The organism is Pinisolibacter sp. (assembly GCF_036782435.1).
Taxonomy (GTDB): Bacteria; Pseudomonadota; Alphaproteobacteria; order Rhizobiales; family Ancalomicrobiaceae; genus CALBKH01.
The window spans coordinates 1-21,769 of sequence record NZ_DAIPZB010000037.1; the positions used below are offsets into that span (position 1 = coordinate 1).

General features: G+C 70.2%; 18 protein-coding genes. 7 read left to right on the plus strand and 11 right to left on the minus strand.

Annotated elements, in window-relative coordinates; all coding sequences use genetic code 11:
* Nucleotides 1-92 precede the first annotated feature (92 nt).
* The 5 genes from V7Q42_RS15535 to V7Q42_RS15555 all read right to left on the minus strand — a co-directional run bounded on the left by V7Q42_RS15535 (nucleotide 93) and on the right by V7Q42_RS15555 (nucleotide 4,168).
* Nucleotides 93-887 carry a crotonase/enoyl-CoA hydratase family protein gene (locus V7Q42_RS15535; RefSeq protein WP_333825008.1) on the minus strand — a complete coding sequence of 265 codons (795 nt, stop codon included), beginning with the start codon at nucleotides 885-887 and terminating at the stop codon, nucleotides 93-95.
* 225 nt (nucleotides 888-1,112) lie between these two features.
* Entirely contained in the window at nucleotides 1,113-1,463 is a 351-nt protein-coding gene (locus V7Q42_RS15540; protein WP_333825009.1) for a hypothetical protein, read from the minus strand.
* Nucleotides 1,464-1,466: 3 nt separating this feature from the next.
* Nucleotides 1,467-1,778, minus strand: coding sequence for a hypothetical protein (locus V7Q42_RS15545; protein WP_333825010.1), 312 nt, complete (start codon nucleotides 1,776-1,778; stop codon nucleotides 1,467-1,469).
* Between the two features lie 94 nt (nucleotides 1,779-1,872).
* Nucleotides 1,873-3,900 carry a sodium:solute symporter family protein gene (locus V7Q42_RS15550; protein ID WP_333825011.1) on the minus strand — a complete coding sequence of 676 codons (2,028 nt, stop codon included), beginning with the start codon at nucleotides 3,898-3,900 and terminating at the stop codon, nucleotides 1,873-1,875.
* A gap of 13 nt (nucleotides 3,901-3,913) precedes the next feature.
* Entirely contained in the window at nucleotides 3,914-4,168 is a 255-nt protein-coding gene (locus V7Q42_RS15555; protein WP_333825012.1) for a DUF4212 domain-containing protein, read from the minus strand.
* A gap of 382 nt (nucleotides 4,169-4,550) precedes the next feature.
* On the opposite strand from V7Q42_RS15555, the gene V7Q42_RS15560 reads away from it, so the two are divergent.
* The 3 genes from V7Q42_RS15560 (at nucleotide 4,551) to V7Q42_RS15570 (ending at nucleotide 8,770) form a co-directional block, all read left to right on the plus strand.
* Nucleotides 4,551-6,653, plus strand: coding sequence for a DUF294 nucleotidyltransferase-like domain-containing protein (locus V7Q42_RS15560; protein ID WP_333825013.1), 2,103 nt, complete (start codon nucleotides 4,551-4,553; stop codon nucleotides 6,651-6,653).
* Nucleotides 6,654-6,727: 74 nt separating this feature from the next.
* Nucleotides 6,728-7,993: a glycerate kinase type-2 family protein gene (locus V7Q42_RS15565; protein WP_333825014.1), complete on the plus strand. Its 1,266-nt coding sequence runs from the start codon at nucleotides 6,728-6,730 to the stop codon at nucleotides 7,991-7,993.
* 138 nt (nucleotides 7,994-8,131) lie between these two features.
* Nucleotides 8,132-8,770, plus strand: coding sequence for a DsbA family protein (locus tag V7Q42_RS15570; RefSeq protein WP_333825015.1), 639 nt, complete (start codon nucleotides 8,132-8,134; stop codon nucleotides 8,768-8,770).
* 9 nt (nucleotides 8,771-8,779) lie between these two features.
* On the opposite strand, the gene mobA is transcribed toward V7Q42_RS15570, so the two are convergent.
* The 3 genes from mobA to V7Q42_RS15585 form a co-directional block, all read right to left on the minus strand.
* Nucleotides 8,780-9,403 (minus strand): molybdenum cofactor guanylyltransferase MobA, encoded by a 624-nt coding sequence (mobA, locus tag V7Q42_RS15575; protein WP_333825016.1) that lies wholly within the window; start codon nucleotides 9,401-9,403, stop codon nucleotides 8,780-8,782.
* A gap of 111 nt (nucleotides 9,404-9,514) precedes the next feature.
* The gene (locus V7Q42_RS15580; protein WP_333825017.1) at nucleotides 9,515-10,138 is read right to left on the minus strand and encodes a TetR/AcrR family transcriptional regulator; all 624 of its coding nucleotides are present in this window, start codon (nucleotides 10,136-10,138) and stop codon (nucleotides 9,515-9,517) included.
* 13 nt (nucleotides 10,139-10,151) lie between these two features.
* The gene (locus V7Q42_RS15585; protein ID WP_333825018.1) at nucleotides 10,152-11,324 is read right to left on the minus strand and encodes an acyl-CoA dehydrogenase family protein; all 1,173 of its coding nucleotides are present in this window, start codon (nucleotides 11,322-11,324) and stop codon (nucleotides 10,152-10,154) included.
* Between the two features lie 83 nt (nucleotides 11,325-11,407).
* Between V7Q42_RS15585 and V7Q42_RS15590 the strand changes: the two genes are divergently transcribed.
* The 3 genes from V7Q42_RS15590 to V7Q42_RS15600 all read left to right on the plus strand — a co-directional run bounded on the left by V7Q42_RS15590 (nucleotide 11,408) and on the right by V7Q42_RS15600 (nucleotide 15,514).
* Nucleotides 11,408-12,961 carry an acyl-CoA carboxylase subunit beta gene (locus V7Q42_RS15590; RefSeq protein ID WP_333825019.1) on the plus strand — a complete coding sequence of 518 codons (1,554 nt, stop codon included), beginning with the start codon at nucleotides 11,408-11,410 and terminating at the stop codon, nucleotides 12,959-12,961.
* 7 nt (nucleotides 12,962-12,968) lie between these two features.
* The gene (locus V7Q42_RS15595; protein WP_333825020.1) at nucleotides 12,969-14,981 is read left to right on the plus strand and encodes an acetyl/propionyl/methylcrotonyl-CoA carboxylase subunit alpha; all 2,013 of its coding nucleotides are present in this window, start codon (nucleotides 12,969-12,971) and stop codon (nucleotides 14,979-14,981) included.
* Between the two features lie 68 nt (nucleotides 14,982-15,049).
* Complete coding sequence (locus V7Q42_RS15600) at nucleotides 15,050-15,514, plus strand: MaoC family dehydratase (protein WP_333825021.1); 465 nt, start codon at nucleotides 15,050-15,052, stop codon at nucleotides 15,512-15,514.
* A gap of 42 nt (nucleotides 15,515-15,556) precedes the next feature.
* On the opposite strand, the gene V7Q42_RS15605 is transcribed toward V7Q42_RS15600, so the two are convergent.
* A complete protein-coding gene (locus V7Q42_RS15605; RefSeq protein ID WP_333825022.1) occupies nucleotides 15,557-17,065 on the minus strand; it encodes a patatin-like phospholipase family protein in 1,509 nt (502 codons plus the stop codon).
* Nucleotides 17,066-17,284: 219 nt separating this feature from the next.
* Here V7Q42_RS15605 and V7Q42_RS15610 point away from each other — a divergent pair, with 219 nt between their 5' ends.
* Complete coding sequence (locus V7Q42_RS15610; RefSeq protein WP_333825023.1) at nucleotides 17,285-19,648, plus strand: caspase family protein; 2,364 nt, start codon at nucleotides 17,285-17,287, stop codon at nucleotides 19,646-19,648.
* A gap of 31 nt (nucleotides 19,649-19,679) precedes the next feature.
* On the opposite strand, the gene V7Q42_RS15615 is transcribed toward V7Q42_RS15610, so the two are convergent.
* Entirely contained in the window at nucleotides 19,680-21,071 is a 1,392-nt protein-coding gene (locus V7Q42_RS15615; protein WP_333825024.1) for a sensor histidine kinase, read from the minus strand.
* A complete protein-coding gene (locus tag V7Q42_RS15620; RefSeq protein ID WP_333825025.1) occupies nucleotides 21,068-21,754 on the minus strand; it encodes a response regulator transcription factor in 687 nt (228 codons plus the stop codon). The genes V7Q42_RS15615 and V7Q42_RS15620 overlap by 4 nt, the downstream gene beginning before the upstream one ends.
* Between the last annotated feature and the right edge of the window lie 15 nt (nucleotides 21,755-21,769).

Below are 21,769 nucleotides of genomic sequence, written 5' to 3' on the forward strand. Positions count from 1 at the left end.
CATTAAACGCATCAAATCAACATGATGGTCCAACCGCGCACAGGTCTCATGAGACGGCGCGGTCCGCGTCGCGCCTCGCTCGGGGTACGGGATCAGTCGAAGTTCGGCGGCCGGCCGGCGAGGTTGGCGGCGACGGCTTCGAGTTGGGCGGGCTTGCCGATCACCTCGTGCTGCATCGCCGCTTCGAGCCGCAGACCTTCCGCCGGCGGCGCGAACCACGAGCGATCGAGCAGGGCCTTCATCCGCCTGACGGCGTCGGGCGAGCGGGCGGCGATGTCGCGGGCCAGCGCGTGGGCGGCGGCGAGCGGATCGTCGGCGAGACGGGTGAGGAGGCCGAGGTCGCGCGCTTCCTCGGCCGCGACGATGCGGCCGGTCATGAGCAGGTCCTTGGCGACGTCGATGCGGGTGAGGCGGCGCAGCGCCTGGGTGATGCCCATGTCGGGCACCAGACCCCAGCGGATCTCCATCACCGACAGCCTAACGTCGGGCGCGGCGATGCGGATGTCGGCGCCCAGGGCGATCTGCAACCCGCCGCCGAAGGCGACGCCGCGCAGCGCCGCGATCACCGGGATCTCGAGCTCCTGCCAGACGTAGGAGGGCTTCTGAAAGAGATTGGCGATCTCGCCGGGGGGAAGATCGAAGAGCCGCGCGGTCAGGGCGTCGAGGTCGGTCGCGAGCGTCCGGAACATCGCCAGATCGAGGCCGGCGCAGAAGTCGGCGCCCTGCCCGGTCAGCACCACGGCGCGAACGCTTCGGTCGCGCTTCAGCGCCTCACCGGCGGCGGCGATCTCCTCGAACATCGCCATGTCCAAGGCGTTCTTCTTGTCCGGGCGCGCCAACGCCACTTCCGCCACCCGATCGGCGATCGTCACTTCGACCCGCGCCATCGTCACCTCCCGTCGCTGCCTCGTGGCAGAGGCCGGAGGCGCCGATGCGCCCGGCCTCCGAAGACACGCGATTTCTCATCCGTATCGGTGGCATGAGAAATCGCGTCAGGAATACCATCGGTCATTTCCATGCCCGCCGGTATCGCCGGCATAGCGCCGAAATCGACGGACGGCGAGAGCGACGTCGGCGCGAGGGCGAGATCGGCCGCGCCGAGGACGGCGGCCTCAGAACAGGCCGACGAGGCCGAGGAGCGTCGGTGCGGCGACCACCGCGACGCCGGCGAGCCAGACGCCGATCGACTTCGGCGTCGACGTCTCGAGCCCGCGCGAGCTTTCGTAGATCGCCGCGGGCACACCGCCGATCAACACGGTCATCAGCGAGATGAACAGCGAAGTGAAGTAGAGCAGCAGGATCGGGCTGGTGAGGAAGAAGCTCGCGGCGAAGGGCTTGAACAGGAAGAAGACCGGATCGAAGTACGGCGAGAAGTGCATGCCGTTGAGCAGCGAGAGGCCGGCGACGACCATCAGAAGGACGTCGCGTTGCATCATGGCCTGGCGTTCGTCGTCGTCGATCATGACTCAGCCTCCGATCCGCGGCGCGAGGCCGGTGAGCGCGAAGCCCAGGAACAGCGCCATGCGCAGCGCCATCAGCCAGGCGACGGCGAAGACCATCACCAGACCGCGCGGCACGATCTTCGGCGTCACCGCCGCGACCACCTTCAGGATCGGGTCGGTGACGTTGCGAAACACCCGCATCAGCACCCGGTCGCTGTCGACGCCGAAGAACACCGACAGGAGATAGCGCCCGATCAGGGTGTAGATCGCCGCGGCCAAGAGGAAATTGGGGAGGTGGAAATACCAGTGGGAGACGAGACTGTCGGTCGCTGTCACTTGGATGACCCGTCGTGTCCGGCCGTCGGCCGGGTGTTCTCGATGAAGAAGGGCGGGTGCAGCACCCGCCCTTCCCGTTTCGTCAGGAACGCGATCAGTGCGACGGCAGAGCCGCGTCCTTGTCGCGCATGATCAGATCGCCGGACGGACGACGGGTGGCGTCGACCATGTCCTGGATCTCCTGCGACGGCGCCCTGGTCAGCAGCGAGCCGACGATGACGCCGAGGAAGCCGACCGGCATGCCGAACAGCGCGGCGGAGATGTTCTTCACGCCGAACCAGTTGGCCACGGCCTGCGCCTGCTTGTCGAGAGCCACCCAGGCGGCGTCCTTGGCGGCGCCGGCCGCCGCGGAAGACCACGCGGTCTGCAACTCGACGAACTTCGCCTTCGCGGCGGGCGCCGAACCCGACAGCCAGCTCCACGTCTCGTAGAAGGAGACCGCATAGTAGCGGGTTCCGACCAGATAATAGACGCAGACGCCGAAGCCGGCGAGCATGCCGATGATGGCGCCGGGCGTGTTGGCCCGCTTCCACCACACGCCGAGAACCAGCGCCGGGAAGATACCCGCCGCCGCCAACGAGAAGGCCCAGGCGACCATCGACAGGATGTCCGCGGGCTTGGTCGAGGCGACGTAGGCCGCGAAGATGGCCACGAAGAGGAGCAGCACCCGCGACGCGATCAGACGAGTCTTGGTCGGCGCGTTGGGGTTGATCATCTTGTAGTAGACATCGTGCGACAGCGCGTTGGCGATGGCGAGCAGGAGACCGTCGGCGGTCGACAGCGCGGCGGCGAGACCGCCGGCGGCGACCAGACCGGCGATCACATAGGGCATGCCCGCGATCTCCGGGGTGGAGAGCACGATCACGTCCGTGTTGATCGACAGGTCCTGCAGACGGAGCATACCGCCCTGGTTGGCGATCTTGCCGCAGGCGGCGATCACCGATTGTGCATCCACGGCATTGGCGCCGCAGACTTTCACCAACCCGATCTTGCCGTAGGTGTAGATCCACTGCGGCAGGTCGGCGAGCGCCGTGCCCTTGTTGATCAGGCTGTAGACTTCCAGCTTGGAGAAGGCCGCGTAGGCCGGGGCCGAGAAGTAGAGCAGGAAGATGAAGAACAGCGACCAGGCCACCGACGAACGCGCGTCACGCACCGACGGGGTGGTGAAATAGCGCATCAGGATGTGCGGAAGCGACGCCGTGCCGACCATCAGGCAGAGGATCAGCGCGAAGTAGTTCAGCGGGTCGTAGTCGGTGAAGGGCTTGATGTGCGGCTTGGCGAAGGAGACCGCGCCGGCGGCGTCCTTGATCACCGGAGCCATGCCCTTGGCGGCGAGGCTGTTCTCCAGATTGGTGATCTCCTGGAGGGCCTGGCCGTAGGTGAGCTGCGGCAGCGGGATGCCGAACTTCTTGGCCGACAGGATGACGATCGGCAGGAGGTAGGCGACGATCAGCACGATGTACTGGGCCACCTGCGTCCAGGTCACCGCCTTCATGCCGCCGAGCATCGAGCAGAGCAGGATGCCGAGGAGACCCGCATAGACCGCGATGGTGAAGTCGAGATCGAGGAAGCGCGAGGCGATGAGGCCGGTCGCGTAGATCTGCGCCACCACGTAGGTGAACGAGCAGGAGATCAGCACGATGACCGCGATGAGGCGCGTCGTGTTGCCACCGTAGCGCTCGGCGAAGAAGTCGGGAACCGTGAAGGCGCCGAACTTGCGCAGGAACGGCGCGATCAGCACCGCCACCAGCACGTAACCGCCGGTCCAGCCGAGCACGAAGGCGAGGCCATCGTAGCCGAGCAGGAAGAGCGTGCCGGCCATACCGACGAAGGAGGCGCCGGACATCCAGTCCGCACCCGTCGCCATGCCGTTGTAGAACGCCGGCACCTTTCGACCGGCGACGTAGTACTCGCCGACCTCGGAGGTGCGCGACAGCACGCCGATCAACGCGTAGACGGCGATCGTCAGGAAGACGAAGCCGTAACCGATGAATTTGTTGGGAACACCGAGCTGTTCCAGGATCCCCAGGAACACCACGAAGGCGAAGAACCCACCCGTGTAATAGGTGTAGATCTTGCCGAGATTGGAGATGAAATCTCCGCCGGACTTGGCTTCCGCCATGATCTCACCCCCCTCAATCTTCTTCGGCCACGCCTTCTTCGCGATCGATGTTGTCTTGCTTCTTGGCGAAGACGAACAGCATCACGACGAAGGCGAGGAGCGAACCCTGAGCCGCCATGTAGAAGCCGAGCGGAAAGCCGGCGATCACGATGGAGTTCAGCGAATTGACGAAGAAGTGGATCACGAAGCCGAAGAACAACCAGAGTCCCAGCATCGTCCACATCAGGCCACTGGTTCTCTGCCAGTGGCGGGCTGCATCTCGAGACATTTCGTTTCCTCGCCTGGAGTCATTGTTTTGGCTTGTTCAGGCGGAGAACGTGCGATTCCGAGCGCGCCAGCGCACGGCCCGGTTCGACACCTCCCCACGAACACGCTAGACAGCCATTCGACGAAAGACCAATCATACTTTAGCCCAATATGTGGCGAAGTATCTCTATTTCGCAATGCACTATTTATTTCGCTATGCGGCATGCATATGCTCGAGAACAATTTTCGTTCGCCCACCGACTTGGTATCGGCCGGGCGCCCGAAGGTCGACTTCGCAACGCAAGATTGACCACCAACTCCGGTTTCGGGAAACTTCACGGGTCCATGTGAATTTTCGAACGATTCACATCTCGCGTTCTTCTCCGCCGATCGACGAGGTCCGCATGGTCTCCAATGCCTATTCGACGCCGCTGACCGCGCTCGACGCCGTCGTGCTCGACACCGAGACCACCGGGCTCGATGCCAAGTCGGCGCGGATCGTCCAGATCGGTGCGGTACGCGTCCACGGAACCGAGGTCGACGTCGGCGATCGCTTCGACACGCTGGTCCAGCCGGGGATCGCGATCCCGCCGGAGACCACCCGGGTCCACGGCATCGCCGATGCGGACGTCGCCGGCGCACCGCGTTTCGCCGAGGTCGAACCACGCTTTGCCGCCTACCTCGGCCGGTCGGTGCTGATCGGCCACACGCTCTCCTTCGACCTCGCCATGCTGAAGCGGGAGTACGGGCTGATCGACCAGCCGTGGCGGGCACCGCGCTTCCTCGACGTGCGCTGGCTCGCCCGCGTCGTCTCCCCCACCCTCGCCCACTACGATCTCGACGGCCTGTGCGCCTGGCTTTCGATCACCAATCCCGGCCGCCACACCGCCATCGGCGACGCCATGGCGACCGCCGGGGTCTTCGCGGCACTGGTGCCGCTGCTGCGCCAGCGCGGCATCCGCACCTTCGCCGAGGCCGCCGCCGCCTGCCGCAAGATCACCGAGATGGAGGCACGCGGCACCGGCGGACTGATCGTCATCGAGACGACGGGGGGCGACGATCAGACGTCGACGCTGGCCAAGATCGACAGCTACCCCTACCGCCACCGGGTGCGCGACGTGATGAGTTCGCCGCCGATCACCGCGTCGTCGAGCGACACGCTGGCCGCGGCGATCGCCGTCCTCGCGGAGAGGCAGATCAGCTCGGTCTTCGTCGAGGCCGACAACGGCGACCTCGGCATCCTCACCGAGCGCGACGTGCTCAAGCGGCTGCACGAGAAGGGCGCGGCGGCCCTCGAGGAGCGGCTCGGGGCGATCGCCACGACGCCGCTGCAGACGGTCTCGGAGAGCGCCTTCGTCTATCGTGCGATCGGCCGCCTCGACCGGTTGGGGCTGCGTCACCTCGGGGTGCGCGACGCCCACGGCAAGGTGATCGGCGCGCTCACGCCGCGCAACCTGTTGCGCCAGCGGGCGAGCGCGGCGATCGCGCTCGGCGACGAGATCGACAGCGCCGCCAATGTCGCCGCCCTCGGGCGGGCCTGGGCGAAGCTGCCGCTGATGGCCAATTCGCTGCTCGAAGAGGATGTCGAACCGCGCATCATCGCCGAGGTGATCAGCTCGGAGATCTGCGTCATGACCCGGCGGGCGGCGCAGATGGCGGAAGCGCGCATGGCGGAGGACGGAAAGGGCGAACCGCCGGTTCCCTACTGCGTCATGGTGCTGGGGTCGGGCGGGCGCGGCGAGAGCCTGCTCGCCGCCGACCAGGACAACGCCATCGTCTTCGAGCGCGGCGAGGCGGGCGGCGCCGAGGACCGGTGGTTCGAGGCGATGGCCACCCACATGTCGGCGATCCTCGACGAGGTCGGCATCCCCTTGTGCAAGGGCGGGGTGATGGCGAAGAACGCGCCGTGGCGGATGTCGCTTCCCGCTTGGCTCGCCCAGATCGACGGTTGGGTGCGGCGGCAGAAGCCGGAGGATCTGCTCAACGTCGACATCTTCTTCGACGGCATCCCGGTGCACGGCGACGCCGCCCTCGGCGAGACGATCTGGAACCACGCCTACGAGGTCGGCGGCCGGGCGCCCGATTTCATCAAGCTCTTGACCATCCACGCCGGCGAGGGTCGCGCGCCGTTCACGCTGTTCGGTGGCCTCAGGACCGACGAGAAGGGGCGCGTCGACATCAAGAAGAACGGCCTGATGCCGATCTTCACCGCCGCCCGCTCGCTCTCCATCCGCCACGGCATCCGGCGGCGCGCGACGCCGGAGCGGCTGCGGGGCCTGCGCGAGATCGGCAAGGGATCGCCCGAGGACATCGAGGCGCTGGTCGCCGCGCATCAGGCGATCCTCGGAGCGATGCTCGCCCAACAGCTCTCCGACACCGAACAGGGCATCCCGCTCTCCACCCGGGTCAACCCGGACGGCATCCCGAAGAAGGCGCGCGCCGCCCTCACCGAGGCGCTGAAGAAGGTCTCGATCGCCACCGATCTCGCCAACGAGGGGCGAATCTGATCGGCTGCGGGCGGATCGACGGACGATCGTGCAACGGTGAGTTTCGTTCGGCGGTCGGCGCGAAGGGGTGAGTGATGAACGACGCCGAAGCCCGAGCTCTGCTCGTCCGCATGTTCGAAGCGGCGATCGCCGCTGCCCAACCCGATCTCTGCATCCCGCCGCACCTGCCGGCGCGACCGAAGGGCCGCACCGTGGTGATCGGCGCCGGCAAGGCCTCGGCCGCGATGGCGCGGGCGGTGGAGAAGGTCTGGGGCCCCCCGCTCGAGGGTCTGGTCGTCACCCGCTACGGCTATGCCGTCCCCTGCGACCACATCGAGATCGTCGAGGCCGCCCATCCCGTCCCCGACGCCGCCGGCGAGGTCGCCTCGCGTCGGCTCCTCGATCTCGTCTCGGATCTCGGCCCGGACGATCTCGTTCTGGCGCTGATCTCGGGCGGCGGATCGGCGCTGCTCGCCGCACCACCGGAAGGTGCGACACTCGACGACGAACGGGCGCTCAACCGTGCGCTGCTCGCCTGCGGCGCCTCGATCGGCGAGATGAACCTCGTCCGCCGCCATCTCTCGGCGATCAAGGGCGGGCGGCTCGCCGCCGCCTGCCATCCGGCGCGGGTCGTCACACTGGTGATCTCCGACGTGCCGGGCGACGATCCGGTCGACATCGCCTCGGGGCCGACGGTCGGTGATCCGACCACCTGCGATCAGGCGCTGGAGATCATTCGCCGGCGAAAGTTCGATCTGTCGGCGTCCCTGATGGAGGTTTTGACCAGTGGACGCGGCGAGAGCGTGAAGCCGGACGATCCGCGTCTCGCCGGCAACGAGGTCAGGCTGGTGGTGACGCCGCAGGCGGCGCTGGAGGCGGCGGCGGCGGTCGGACGGGCGGCGGGCCTCGACGTCCACATCCTCGGCGATGCGATCGAGGGCGAGGCGCGCGACGTCGGCACGGTGATGGCGGGCATCGCCCGTCAGGTGGCCCGGCGCGGCCAGCCGTTCCGCCGTCCCTGCGTCCTGCTGTCGGGCGGCGAGACGACCGTGACGCTGAGGGGGAAGGGGCGCGGCGGGCGCAACGTCGAGTTCCTGCTTTCGACCGCGATCGCCCTCGACGGCGAGGCCGGCGTCTTCGCGCTGGCCGGCGACACCGACGGGGTCGACGGGGTCGAGGAGATCGCCGGGGCGGTGATGACGCCGGACACGCTGGCGCGCGCCTGGGACGCGGGCATCGACCCGAAGGCGAGCCTCGCCGCCAACGACGGCCACGGCTTCTTCGGCGCGCTCGGCGACGCGGTGATCACCGGGCCGACGCTGACCAACGTCAACGACTTCCGGGCGATCCTGATCGTCTGAGCGGCGAAGGCCGACACGGCCTCCCCTCGCCCGGCGATCGCCGGCGATCACGCGCCGGTCACGGCAACGTCGGTGGCGGGTGAAGCGGAAAGATCGCATGAGCGTGGCGAATCCCCTCGCCCACTCGAGACCCCTTCGATGACCGATCCGACCGTCCCCACTTCCCTCCTCACCCGCCGCCGTCTCGTCGGCGGGCTGGCGCTTCTCCCCGCGATGGCGGCGACGATCCGGACGGCGGCGGCGACCTCGGCGGAGGAGGTCTTCGCCGACCCGGACGTGCCGGTGCTCGGCAATCGCAACGGCGACGTCGCCATCGCCATGTGGTTCGATTACCAGTGCCCGTTCTGCAAGAAGGTCGAGCCGGAGATGATGGAGGTGGTGCGGGCCGACGGGAAGGTCGCCGTGCTGCTCAAGGATTGGCCGATCTTCGGCAAGATGTCGGAGACGGCGGCGCGGCTCGCCTGGAGTTCGCGCCACCAGGGCAAGCTCGACAAGGTCCATCGCGGACTGATGGCGATCGAGGGACGGCCGACCGAGGCGCGCGTCGACGCGGCGCTCGCTTCCGCCGGGATCGACCGGGCGCGGCTCGATCGCGACGTCGCCGCCGACGAGGCGGCGTTCCGGGCACTCACCGCGCGCAACGGCGCCCAGGCGGACAGCTTCGGCTTTCCCGGCACGCCGGCCTTCGTCATCGGCTCCTTCGTCTTCGGCGGGGTCCTCGACAAGGACGGCTTCCGCCAGGCGATCGCCGACGCCCGCCGGCAGAAGAAGAAGTGACGGGCGGGTTCAGCTCCCGTCGTGGAGATGCGCCGCCGCCGCGGCGAGGTCGTCGGGCGTGTTGGCATTGAAGAACGGATCGGGCGCGCCCGGGCCTTCCGGCGCGAAGTCGCACCATACGGGGTCGTGGGGTTCGACCCAGGTGAAGACGCGCATGGTCGGCGACGTGGCGAGCCAGTGATCGAGATCGTCGCTGAGCGCCAGCGGCCACAGGCCGAAGACCGGATGGCGACCGCTCGCCGAGCGGGCAAGGACGATGCGGCCGGGTGATGCCCGCTCGACGAAACGGGCGACGAGATCGCGCGGCAGGAAGGGCGCGTCGGTCGCGACCGAGACGAGATGGGTGATGGCGGGATCGCGCGCGGCCCAGGCCATGCCGGCGGCGACGCCGGCGAGCGGGCCGGTGTTGCCGGGGGTGAGGTCGGGAAGGACCGGCAGGCCGAAGCCGGCGAAGGCCGCGGGATCGGCATTGGCGGAGATGGCGAGCCGGCCGACCTGGGGCGCCAGCCGCTCGATCACCCGGGCGATCATCGGAACCCCGGCGAGAGGGCTGAGCGACTTGTCGCGCCCGCCCATGCGGCGCGACAGGCCGCCGGCCAGCACCAGTCCCGCGATCCCGCCGACCCCGTTCATCCCCGATCTCCGACGGCGACCGCGCCGATCACGCCGGCCGCGTCGAGCGGCCGCCCGCGTCAGGTACAACCGCGCGGCGGGCTTGTCGACCGTCGACGAAGCGCCGGTGGATCAGCCGCGGCGCGCCAGGACGAGGGCGGTGAACTCGCGGGCGAGGTCGTCGACGCGGTGGCGTTCGGGGCGATACCACTCGGGCGACCAGTTCATCATGCCGAGAAGGGCGAGTTTCAGGCTGCGGGCGGAAACCCCGGCGCCGGTCGCGCCGGCGGCGACGATCTCCTCGGCGAGGCGATCCCAGATCGCCTCGTAGGCGAGACGATGCGGCCGCGCCGCGTCGCGCACCGGCTCGGGGGCTTCCGAATAGGCATTGAGGCCGGCGGAGGTGTAGTCGCCGAACTCGAGCAGCGCATGGAGATGGGCGCGGATCGCGGTCTCGAGGCGCTCCTCCAGCGAGGCGTTGGCCGCGAGGCCGGCGAGCGCTTCGGTGACGGCGCGATGGACGGCGTCGACGCCGTCGTTCATCACCGCGGCGATGATCTCGTCCTTGGAGGCGAAGTGGTAGTAGATGCTGCCGGCCTTGATGCCGACGGCGTCGGCGATGGTGCGCAGCGTCGTGGCGTGGTAGCCGCGCCGACGCAGGATGCGGGCGGCGGCGTCGAGGATGTCGCGCCGAGACTTCTCGCCGCTGCGCGTGCCGCCCGATGCGGTGTCGTCGACGATCTCGCCCGCGGTCATCTCGTCCTCTCGCTCACAGCCGCTTGGCGACCTCTTCCAGCATCACCTCGGTGGCGCCGCCGCCGATCGATTGCACCCGCGCGTCGCGCGCCATCCGCTCGATCGCCATGCCGGTCATGAAGCCGGAACCACCGTGGCACTGGAGGCAGGCATACATCACCTCGTTGACCAGTTCACCGCAGAACGCCTTGACCATCGAGACCTCGCGCGTCGTGTCGATGCCCTGGCCGTGGCGCCAGGCGGTCATGTAGACGAGCTGGCGCGCCGCCTCGACGCGGGTGGCGGCGAGCGCCAGTTTCTGTCGGATCGCCTGCTTGTCCCACAGGGTGCCGCCGAAGGCGCGGCGCGTCTTGACGTGGTCGAGGGTCAGCTCGAGCGCCGCCCGCGCCTCGCCGACCGCCATGGCGCCGAGGACGATGCGCTCGTTCTGGAAGTTCTTCATGATGGCGTAGAATCCGCGCCCCTCCTCGCCGAGGATCGACCCATCGGGGACGAAACAGCCGTCGAACAGCAATTCGGCGGTGTCGGAGGAGCGCCAGCCGTGCTTGTCGAGGGCGCGGGCGACGGTGAAGCCGGGTGCGCCCTTCTCGACCAGGAACATGGTGACCGAACGGCCCGGCGGGGCGGACGGATCGGTCTTGGCGGCGACGCAGTAGAGATCGCCGTGGACACCGTTGGTGATGTAGAGCTTGGCGCCGTCGAGGACCCAGCCGCCGGCGACCCGGCGCGCCGTGGTGCGGATGCCCTTGACGTCGGAGCCGGCGTCGGGCTCGGTCACGGCGACGGCGGTGATCGTCTCGCCGGCGATGATCGACGGCATCCAGCGACGCTTCTGTTCCTCCGAACCGGCGTTGAAGAGGTGGACCGAGGCCATGTCGGTGTGGACCAGCGCGGTGATCGCCACGCCGGAAAAAGTCGAGCGGCCGAGCTCTTCGGCGAGGATGACCGTCGACAGCACGTCCATCTCCGAGCCGCCGTATTCGGCCGGGTAGCGGATGCCGAAGAAGCCGAGGTCGCCCATCTTGCGCAGCACGGCGCGCGGGGTGGCGCCGTCGATCTCCCACCGATCGGCGTGGGGCTTGACCTCCTCGTCGACGAAACGCGCCACCTGTCGGCGCAACAGGGTGTGTTCGGGGGTCAGGAACGGAAAGGCGTCGTCCTGATCGGCGGCGATGCGGGAGGCCATGAGCGATCCTTTCGGCTTGACCTAACAAACGTTAGACAGTCTAATGAAGCCGGTCAAGGCATCCTCGAACCCGACGGCCCGACATGACGACCGGCACCTCGTTCCACGACCTCGTCGCCACCTTGCGCGAGCGCCACCGCGCCGTCCTCGCCGGCGGTGGCGCGGCGCAGAAGGCGCGCCATCATGCCCGCGGCAAGATGGCGGTGCGCGACCGGATCGATCGGCTGCTCGACGTCGGCAGCCCGTTCCTGGAACTGTCGCCGCTCGCCGCCTGGGGCCTCTACGGCGGCGACGTCGCGTCGGCGGGCATCGTCACCGGCATCGGCCTCGTCCACGACACGCCGTGCATGGTCATCGCCAACGACGCGACGGTGAAGGGCGGGTCGTTCTTCGCCGAGACCGTCCACAAGCACTCGCGCGCCCAGGAGACCGCCGAGGAACACCGCCTGCCCTGTCTCTATCTGGTCGACTGCGGCGGCGCCTATCTGCCCGAGCAGGATCGCGTCTTTCCCGACCGCGACCACTTCGGCGGCGCCTTCTGGCGGCAGTGCCGCATGTCGGCGGCGGGCATTCCGCAGATCTCGGCGGTGTTCGGCGGCTCGACCGCCGGCGGCGCCTACATCCCGGCGCTGTCGGACGAGGTGGTGATGGTGCGCGGCACCGGCCGCATCCACCTCGGCGGGCCGCCGATCGTCAAGGCGGCGATCAACGAGATCGTCGACGGCGAGACGCTCGGCGGCGCCGACATGCACACCACCGTCTCGGGCGTATCGGATCATGTCGCCGCCGACGAGAAGGAGGCACTGGCGAAAGTGCGCGCGATCGTCGCCTCGTTCGGCGACCTGCGTCGGATCGCTCCGCCGCCGTTCCCGGCGCGGCCGCCGGAGGCCGGTCGATCGGCGCTCGTCGACGTGGTTCCGACCGATCTCAAGCAGCCCTACGACGTCCACGAGGTGATCGTCCGGATGGTCGACGAGGGCTCGATCCACATCTTCAAGCCGGACTATGGCGAGACGCTGGTCTGCGCCTTCGCCCGCATCCACGGCCACCCGGTCGCCATCCTCGCCAACAACGGGGTGCTCTTTTCCGAATCCTCGGTGAAGGGCGCGCATTTCATCGAGCTGGCCGACCAGCGGCAGATCCCGCTCCTGTTCCTGCAGAACATCACCGGCTTCATGGTCGGCACCGAGGCCGAGCGCGGCGGCATCGCCAAGCATTCGGCGAAGCTCGTCTACGCCGTGTCGAACGCCCGTGTGCCGAAATACACGGTGATCATCGGCGGCTCCTACGGGGCGGGCAATTACGGCATGTGCGGCCGCGGGTTCCGGCCGCGCTTCCTGTTCTCCTGGCCGAATTCGCGCATCGCCACCATGAGCCCGGAGGTGGCGGCCACCGTGGTCACCGACCTGCGGCGGGCGAGCCTCAAAGGAGCGGCCGACGACGACGTCATCGCCGACCTCGACCGGCGGACGCGGGCGCAGTTCAGCGAACAGAGCGATCCCTACTACGCCACGGCGCGGCTGTGGGACGACGGGATCCTGGAGCCGGACCAGACCCGCGACGTGCTCGGCCTGTGTCTGTCGCTCGCCGCCGGGGAGCCACGCGACACCGCGCCTCGGCCGGTCTATCGGATGTGAGGGCGCGATGTTCGACAGCCTGCTGATCGCCAATCGCGGCGAGATCGCCCGACGCATCATCCGCACGGCGCGGCGCATGGGCCTGCGCACCATCGCCGTCCACTCGGAAGCCGACGCGGGCGCGCCGCACGTGCGCGAGGCCGACGAGGCGCTGTGTATCGGTCCGGCGCCGGCGCGCGACAGCTATCTCGACATCGAAGCGATCCTGCGCGCCGCCCGCGCGAGCGGGGCGCAGGCACTCCATCCCGGCTACGGCTTCCTGTCGGAGAACCCGCGGCTGGCGGCGGCCTGCGCCGCGGCGGGCATCGTCTTCGTCGGCCCGCCGGCCGAGGTGATCGCGACGATGGGCTCGAAGATCGAGGCGAAGCGGCTCGCCGCGGCGGCCGGCGTGCCGACCATCCCCGGCTTCGCCGACGACACCGGCGACGATGCTGCCTTCCTGCGGGCGGCGGGCGAGGTCGGGCTGCCGGTGATGATCAAGGCCTCGGCCGGTGGCGGCGGCAAGGGCATGCGGGTGGTGACGCGGATGGACGACCTCGCCGCCGCGGTGGCGACGGCGCGGCGCGAGGCGATGGCGGCCTTCGGCGACGATCGGCTGCTGATGGAGCGGCTGGTCGGCGAGGCGCGTCACGTCGAGGTGCAGATCGCCGCCGATGATCACGGCCGGGTCGTCCACCTCTTCGAGCGCGACTGCTCGGTGCAGCGTTCCAATCAGAAGGTGCTCGAGGAGGCGCCGGCGCCGAACCTGCCGGACCCCGTCCGGCAGCGGCTCCTCGGCGACGCGGTGCGGCTGGCGAGCACCATCGGTTACCGCAATCTCGGCACCATGGAGTTCCTCGTCGACGCGACCAGCGGCGAGCATTTCTTCCTGGAGATGAACACCCGGCTGCAGGTGGAACACCCGGTCACCGAGATGGTCACCGGGCTCGATCTGGTCGAGTGGCAGCTGCGCATCGCCGCCGGCGAGCCCCTCCCCCTCGCCCAGGACGAAATCCGCCTCACCGGCCACGCCATCGAGGCGCGGCTCGCCGCCGAACGGCCGCAGGAGGGCTACGCCCCGGCGAGCGGCACGATCGCTCTGTGGCGCGAGCCGCGTGGCGCGGGGGGCAGGGTCGACGCCGGCGTCGAGACCGGATCGCGGGTCGGCGTCTTCTACGATTCGATGATCGCCAAGGTGATCGCCCATGGCGCGACGCGCGAGGAAGCGGTGAAGAAGCTCGCCCGCGCCCTCGACGAGACCGCGGTTCTCGGGCTCTCCACCAATCGTGCCTTCCTCGCCGACATCGTCGCCACCCCGGCCTTCGCCGAAGGCGCGGCGACGACGAGCCTCCTGCCGCGGACCTGGCCCGAGGGCTGGCGGCCGGCGGACGAGAGGCCCGACGACCACGGTCCGCTGGTGGCCGGATGCCGGGTGAGCGTCCATGATGAAACGGGATCGACGCCCTGGCATCGCCTGCGCGGGTTCCGGGTGATGGCGGCGTCGGGGCGCGACTGCACCCAGCCGGTGAGCGTCACGGTCGACGGCGAGAGACACGAACACCTCGTCCGCATCGACGGCAACCGCACCGCGGTCCAGCTCGGCGACGCGTGGTGCGAGATCGACCTCGCGCGCCGCGGCGATCATCACGTCGTCACCCTCGCCGGGCGGCCGGAGCGCGGCATCGCCGTGGTCGACGGGGCGTCGGTGGCGCTGCGCTTCGGCGGCGACGAGATCTCGGCCGAAGTGCATCATGTCGGCGACTTCGACGTCCACCGGCGCTCGAGCGACAGGGACGACGGGCGACTGGTCGCCGCCATGCCGGGGCTGGTGGCGGAGATCGCGGTCATGGTCGGCGACGTCGTCGCCGAGGGGCAGCCGGTGGTGACGCTCGAATCGATGAAGCTGTTCCACACGCTCACCGCCCCGCGCACCGCCCGCATCGCGGCGATCGAGGTCGGCGCCGGGCAGGCGATCGAGAAGGGGCGCGTCCTCGTCGTCTTCGCCGACGCCGATCCCGAGGCCGGAGCGCCCGCCACTTGACCGTTCCGCGTCGCGCACCGACGACGATCCGCCCGAAACGCATCCATCGCCACGAAAGGTTCCCTCCGATGGCCGGTCTCTACTTCGAGGAATTCCATGTCGGGCAGGAGTTCCGTCACGCCCTGTCGCGGACGGTGACCGAAGACGACAACATGGACTTCAGCTTGCGGACCATGAACCCGCAACCGCTGCACATCGACGCGCATTTCGCCGCCGAGAGCGAGTTCGGCCAGCGCATCGTCAATTCGCTGTTCACGCTCGGGTTGATGATCGGCATGAGCGTCGGCGACACGACACTCGGCACCACCATCGCCAATCTCGGCATGAGCGACGTGCGCTTCCCCGCGCCGGTGTTCCATGGCGACACGCTGAAGGTCGTGACCGGCATCGTGTCGCTGCGCGAGAGCCGGTCGCGGCCCGAGGCCGGTATCGTCGAGTTCGAGCACAGCTGCTTCAACCAGCGCGGCGAGCTCGTGGCGATCTGCCGGCGCAGCGGGTTGATGAAGAAGAAGCCGAAGACCGAAGGGGCGTGAGGCGCACGACCGGGCGATCGTCCGACCGAAGGCGGCCGGGCTTCAATTCGTCGGCGTCAACATCCTCGCCGGGCCGCGCTCGGGGGTGAGGGTGCGACGGGCGGCCGCGGCGCCGGGCGGACGCGTCGCCCTGAGGAATCCGTTGAAGACCGGGTTGGCGAGGGTGGCGTCGCGGCCGGCGCCGATCAGCAGATCGACCTCCTCGGGCGGCAGGACGAAGCGGGTGGCGATCTTCTGCAGCTTGTCGCGGCGATCCGGCAGCTGGTCGAAGGCGACCTCGCCGGAGAGCATCTTCACGTCGCGGCAGTTCCAGCCCTTGGTGGTGCCGACGTAGCGCGTCACCTCGGCCGGGGTGAGCTTGCAGCGCCATTCGACGAGGTCCTGCTGCCAGCGGGCGATGGTCAGCTGGAAGGCGTCGAAGCCCTGGCGCACCGATGCGTCGATGCCGGTGTCGATCACCGCCATCAGGAGCGGCGTCACCGTCGGCCCCTGACGGGTGCGGGCCCAGTCGGTCTCGGAGGCGCGCCCCGAATTGACCACCAGGAACATCGCCCGCTTCAGCCGCGCCGCCTGACGCGGCGACAGCGGCGCATGCGGCGCGTCGGCCGCGGCGCGGGCGATGGTGAGGCCGGAGAGGCCGAAATTGTCGGTGAGGCCGCCGTCGAGCAGGCGGATGTACTTCATCTTCGCCGGATCGCGATAGGCGGCGAGCGCCCGGGCGTTGGCCTTGAGGAGCGCCGGCGCGGCGGCGTGTTCGGAGGCGTAGCGGGCCCAGCGCGGCATCTCCCAGGCACAACGCTCGGGGAAGGTCTCGAGCGACACCGGCGCGAAGATCACCGGCACCGCGGCGGAGGCCGCGACGGCTTCGGAGATCGGCAGGGTCGCGAGATCCGAACAGAAGGAGCGGAAGGTGTCGGGCTCGAAGACGAAGGGCGAGTGGTTGGCGATGTCGGAAGCGTTGAGCCACACCGTCGGCCGCTTCTTCTCCAACAGGCGGGCGAAGGTGGCGCCGTGGAAGAGGTTGCGGTCGAGCCAGCGCGGCAGGTTGGAGCGGTCGTTGGCGCCGCCGGCGTAGACCCGCATCAGGGTGCCGGGATTGAGCGGGTTGTCGTTGAGATCCTCCTCGGCGTTGCGCAGCAGGAACTTCTCGCGGAAATCGGCGAGCGCATCGCGGCCCTTCAGGCCGAAATAGGCGGCGGTCACCGAGCCGCCGGAGACGCCGGAGACGAAATCGACGCGATCGATCAGCTTCGCCGAGCGACCGCCGGGGCCGGCGAGGTCGGTCTCGGCGAAGGCCTGGAGCACGCCGAAGGAGAAGGCCGCGGCGCGGGTGCCGCCGCCGGAGAAGGTGAGGCCGACGAGGGTCTCGCCGTCGCCGTCGTCGGGGAAGAGCGCCGCCATCGTCGGCGGCTGGCCGGCGCCGTCGGTCGCCCGGTTGATCGGTGCGTCGTCGAGGCTGGCGCAGCCGGCGACGAGGAGGGCGAGCGCCGGCGCGAGGTGGGCGAGCGCCCGTCGGAGCGGGGACCGGAGGAGGAGCGAGATCGTCGGCATCGGGGTCCCGTTCGGCGAGGGTTCGGCGGCCGACACCGACTGTGTCGGAAATCCCCGAGGCTTGTCGAGAGGGCAGCACGGCGGTCGCACGTCCATCTCGCGCCGGAAACGATTACGATCGCCGTCATCCGCCCTTCGCCACGTTTACCGCAAGTCGGCTCTCTGGCAGGCTGCGGCCGAAATCCGGCCTCCGCCCTCTCCGCCATGGATCCGCGCGACATGACCCCGACCCTCTCCGCCCTCGTTCGTGACGTGCTGCGGCCGCTCGCCGGCCTCGGTGCGGTTCTCCTGATCACGACCGGCGCCGCGGCCGGTCTCCTGGCGACGACCGGCGTCGCCGCCGCCGCGCCGCAGAGCCGGGCACTGCTGGTCGGCGTCTCAGACTATCCGAAGGAGACGGTCGGCGATCTGCAACTCGCCGGGCCGAAGAACGACGTGGCGCTGATGATCGACACGCTCGCCCGCCTCGGCGTGCCGGCGAAGAACACGATCGTGCTCGCCGACGGGCTCGAAAGCACCACCGCCGGGCGACCTGCCGACGGCCTGCCGACACGCGGCGCCATCCTCGGCGCGCTCGACCGGCTCGCGGCCGAAGCCGGTCCCGGCGACTTCGTCCTGGTCTATCTCTCCGGCCACGGATCGCAACAGCCGATGGTCGACGCCTCGCGCCACGAGGTCGCCAAGGCCGACGGGCTCGAGGAGATCTTCCTGCCGATCGACATCGGGCCGTGGGAGGATTCGGTCGGGGCGGTGAAGAACGCCCTGGTCGACTGGGAGCTCGGACGGGCGGTGACAGCGATCCGCGCCAAGGGCGCGCGGGTCTGGGTGGTGGTCGACGCCTGTCACTCCGGCACGATGACCCGCGCCGGCGCCGACGCGGTCGCCAAACAGGTGCCGCCCTCGGTGTTGCACATCCCGGAGAAGGCCCTCGCCGAGGCCCACGCGAACGCGGTGGCGAAGACCGCCGCGGCGACGCGCGGCGCGGTGCGGACGCGTCCGGCCGGCTGGGGTTTCGGCGCCGTCGTCGGCGGTCCGGCCAAACCGGCGACGCCCGCTCCGGCCGCGGCAGCGGCGGCTCCGGCGAGTGGTGCGGCGAAGGCTGCGCCCGGCGGTTACGTCGGCTTCTTCGCCGCCTGGCCGGATCAGGTGGCGCTGCAGAAGGCGCTGCCGCGCGGCTACGGCGCCGGCGAGCGGCGGCCGCAGGGCGTGCTGACCTTCTACCTCGCCCAGGCGCTGCGCAGCGGCCGGGTGTCGACGTTCCGCGACGTCGCCCATCGGGTGATGGCCGGCTACGACCAGTTCGGTCAGGCGCCGACGCCGATGTTCGAGGGCGATCTCTCCGCCGACGTCCCCGGTGGCGCCGGTTCGGGCGTGCTGCGTTGGCCGGTGGAGGCGGACGGCAAGTCGCTGAAGGTCGGCGCCGGCATCGTCGACGACCTCGGCGTCGGCGCGGTGGTGGCGCTCGCCACCGCCGACGCACCCGAAACGCCGCGCGCCTTCGCCCGCGTCGCCGAGGCGGGACCGGCCCGCGCCTGGCTCGAACCGATCGAGCGCGGCGGCATGCGCTTCGATCCGGCGCTGGCGCGCGAGAGCCTGCTCGCCACGCTGGTCGAGCGCAACGCCGACTTCCAACTCTCCGTCGCCCGGCCGCCGAAGCGCGCCGACACGGCGACGGCGGCGATCGCCGCGGCGCTCGACACGCTGGCGGCGGAGCCGGAAACGGTCGTTCGTCTGGTCGAAGCGAACGAGCCGGCCGACCTGCGCCTCCACGTCGAAGAGGGACGGCTGTGGCTGGTGAGCGAGGGCGCCGATCTCGTCACCGCGGGGCGCGACCGCTCGCCGTCACTGCCGCTCGAAGGCGCCGCCTCGGCCGAGACGGTCGGCGCGGTGAAACGGGCGCTCGCCGGTTTCGCCAAGGCGCGCAATCTCGTTCGCATCGCCGGGATGGTCGGCGCCGGGCCGCTCGGCGGGTCGCTCACCGTCGAGCCGTTCGTGGTGCGCGACGTGGGGCTCGCTCCGGCCGGCGCGGCGGCGCCGGACGATCGGCCCTGCGCCGAGCTGAAACTCGACCGGCTGCCGGAGACGGCGAAGCCGATCGGCGACGCACTCCCCGACCTCGGCCATTGCGACGCCCTCTATTTCCGCCTGACCAACGGCGGCGCCAAGCCGATCGACGTGACGCCGCTCTACGTCGACGGCGCCGGCGGCATCGCCTACATGGGGCCGCCCGAGGGGCTCCGGCTCGAGCCCGGCGTCGCCGGCCGGCTGGTGCCGCTGCGCATCGTCACCTGGAGCCGGCGGTCGAAAGCGCCGCTGCCGATCGGCCGCGAGCGACTGCTGTTCGTCGCCGTCGAGGTCGAGGGCCGCACCGCGCTGCCGGCGGACTTCCGCTATCTGGCGCAGGCCGTCCCGGCGACGAGTTCGACGCGCGGCGGCGCGGCGCCCGGGACATTCCGCGGCCTGCTCGAACGCGCCGCCTTCGGTGGACCGGGTACCCGGACCGCCACCGCCCCGACCACCCTCGGCGCGGCCGGCATCGTCGATTTCGGCTGGCGGGTGGTCGCCCCCGAAGGGGCGAAGTGAGGCGGGCGCCCCGGAGCGAACCGACGGAAGATCAGATCTCCGCCGGACGCGCCCGGATCACCACTTCGAGGCCGGGATCGGCCGGGCGAAGGTCGATCTTCATGCCGTGGCGCAGGGCGACGGCGCGCACCAGCGGCAGGCCGAGGCCGTGGCCGGGCACCGAGGCGGTCGCCTCGGCGCGGGTGAAGCGTTCGAAGGCGGCGGCCTCGAAGCCTTCCGGCAGTCCGGGTCCGCGATCACGGACGGTGAGGCGGATGTCGCCGCCGCTTCGCGTCAGGGCGATGTCGATGGTACCGCCCTCGGGCGAGAACTTGACGGCGTTGTCGACGAGATTGGCGATCATGCGGGTGAGCAGCAGCCGCTCGCCGAGCACCACCGCCGGCGCGACGGCGACGGCGAGGCGCACCGCCCGGTCCTCCGCCACCCCTTCGTAGAGATCGACGACGTCGCCGACCACCTCGGCGAGATCGACATGGGCGAGGCCGCGGGCATCGCCCGCCGCCGCCTCGGTGCGGGCGATGTCGAGGAGGGCGGCGAAGACGGCGATGAGTTCGGCCGATTCGGCGATGGCGTCGTCGAGCGCCGGTACCGCACCTCTCGATCCGGGGTCGGCTTCGGCCTCGCGGCGGGCGCGCTCGAGGCGCGAGCGCAGGCGGGCGAGCGGTGTGCGGGTCTCGTGGGCGATCTGATCGGAGAGGTGATGGACGCCGGCGACCAGAGCAGCGATGCGGTCGAGCATGGCGTTGACGTGGGCGGCGAGGCGGCCGAACTCGTCGTGGCCCGACCCGGCGACACGCGCGGTGAGATCGCCGGCCTCGACGGCGCGGGCGGTGGCGTTGACCCGTTCGACCCGTTCGAGCAGGCGGCGGCCGACCACGACCGTGACGGTCGCGGCGACGAGCAGGGCGAGGAAGATGGGGATGGCCAGATCGCCGGCGAGCCGTGCCATCACCGCCTCGCGCTCGGCCCGGTCGTGGGCGACGAGCAGATCCGGCCCGCCGGCGATGCGACGGATCACCCCGGACCAGGCGACGCCGGAGACCGGATCGCGGAACCGCACCACCTCGCCGTCGGGGGCGAGATCGTTCGGCCAGGCGTCGAAGTCGCCGGCGATCTTCTCACCCTCGGGGCTCACCACCAGATGGACGCGACGATGGCCCTCGGCGCCGGTCTCGCCACGGCGCCGGTCGACCGCTCGGGCGAGCGCCGCGGTGCCGCCTTCGCGCCAGACGTCCTCGAGGCCGGTGGCGTCGGTGCGGATGGTGTCGAGGATGCGGCGCTCCATCGCCGTCGACACCGTCGCCCACACGGCCGCGGCGAGGACGAGGGCGGCGGCGAGGAAGACGGCAGCGATGACGCCGACGAGGCGCAGCGTCGAGGAGCGCGAGAAGCGGCCGACGAGCGGCGGAACGGGCGCGGTCACGGCGCGTCCGCCGCCAGCATGTAGCCCTCGCCGCGGGCCGAACGGATCACCGTGCCGTCGAAGCCGTCGTCGATCTTGCCGCGCAGGCGGGAGACGTGAACGTCGACGACGTTGGTCTGGGGATCGAAGCGCAGCTTCCACACCCGTTCGAGCAACAGCGAGCGCGGCACGTAACGGCCGGCATGCTCGGCGAGGCAGCGCAGCAGTTCGAACTCCTTGGGCGACAGGGCGACGTGACGGCCGGCGCGATGCACGGTGCGCGCCTTCACCCGGATCTCGATGTCGCCGACGAGCAGCACCTCCGGGTGCGGCTCGATACGGGCGCGGCGCAGCAGGGCGTGGACGCGGGCGAGGAATTCGTCGTCGGAGAAGGGCTTGGCGAGGTAGTCGTCGGCGCCGCGCTCGAGGCCGTGCACCCGGTCGCCGGAGAGCCCGAGGGCGGAGACGACCATGATCGGTGTGGTCACGCCGAGGGCGCGGAGCCGATCGATGACGTCGAGCCCTTCGAGGCCCGGCAGCATGCGGTCGGTGACGATCAGGTCGAAGGGGCTTGCCGCGGCGCGACGCAATCCGTCGGCGCCGTCGGCCGTCGTCTCCGTGGTGAAGTCGCGGCCGGCGAGGAGGTCGGCGACGTGGCCGGCCATGACCGCGTCGTCTTCGATGATGAGGGCGCGCAAGGCCATCGGAGGCTCCATCGG

Coding starts and splice junctions, on each gene's coding strand:
- V7Q42_RS15595 (WP_333825020.1), top strand. CDS start 12,969: ATGTTCGACAGCCTGCTGATCGCCAATCGCGGCGAGATCGCCCGACGC.
- V7Q42_RS15535 (WP_333825008.1), bottom strand. CDS start 887: ATGGCGCGGGTCGAAGTGACGATCGCCGATCGGGTGGCGGAAGTGGCG.
- V7Q42_RS15585 (WP_333825018.1), bottom strand. CDS start 11,324: ATGGCCTCCCGCATCGCCGCCGATCAGGACGACGCCTTTCCGTTCCTG.
- V7Q42_RS15550 (WP_333825011.1), bottom strand. CDS start 3,900: ATGGCGGAAGCCAAGTCCGGCGGAGATTTCATCTCCAATCTCGGCAAG.
- V7Q42_RS15590 (WP_333825019.1), top strand. CDS start 11,408: ATGACGACCGGCACCTCGTTCCACGACCTCGTCGCCACCTTGCGCGAG.
- V7Q42_RS15580 (WP_333825017.1), bottom strand. CDS start 10,138: ATGACCGCGGGCGAGATCGTCGACGACACCGCATCGGGCGGCACGCGC.
- V7Q42_RS15605 (WP_333825022.1), bottom strand. CDS start 17,065: ATGCCGACGATCTCGCTCCTCCTCCGGTCCCCGCTCCGACGGGCGCTC.
- mobA (WP_333825016.1), bottom strand. CDS start 9,403: ATGAACGGGGTCGGCGGGATCGCGGGACTGGTGCTGGCCGGCGGCCTG.
- V7Q42_RS15610 (WP_333825023.1), top strand. CDS start 17,285: ATGACCCCGACCCTCTCCGCCCTCGTTCGTGACGTGCTGCGGCCGCTC.
- V7Q42_RS15600 (WP_333825021.1), top strand. CDS start 15,050: ATGGCCGGTCTCTACTTCGAGGAATTCCATGTCGGGCAGGAGTTCCGT.
- V7Q42_RS15565 (WP_333825014.1), top strand. CDS start 6,728: ATGAACGACGCCGAAGCCCGAGCTCTGCTCGTCCGCATGTTCGAAGCG.
- V7Q42_RS15540 (WP_333825009.1), bottom strand. CDS start 1,463: ATGATCGACGACGACGAACGCCAGGCCATGATGCAACGCGACGTCCTT.
- V7Q42_RS15555 (WP_333825012.1), bottom strand. CDS start 4,168: ATGTCTCGAGATGCAGCCCGCCACTGGCAGAGAACCAGTGGCCTGATG.
- V7Q42_RS15570 (WP_333825015.1), top strand. CDS start 8,132: ATGACCGATCCGACCGTCCCCACTTCCCTCCTCACCCGCCGCCGTCTC.
- V7Q42_RS15620 (WP_333825025.1), bottom strand. CDS start 21,754: ATGGCCTTGCGCGCCCTCATCATCGAAGACGACGCGGTCATGGCCGGC.
- V7Q42_RS15560 (WP_333825013.1), top strand. CDS start 4,551: ATGGTCTCCAATGCCTATTCGACGCCGCTGACCGCGCTCGACGCCGTC.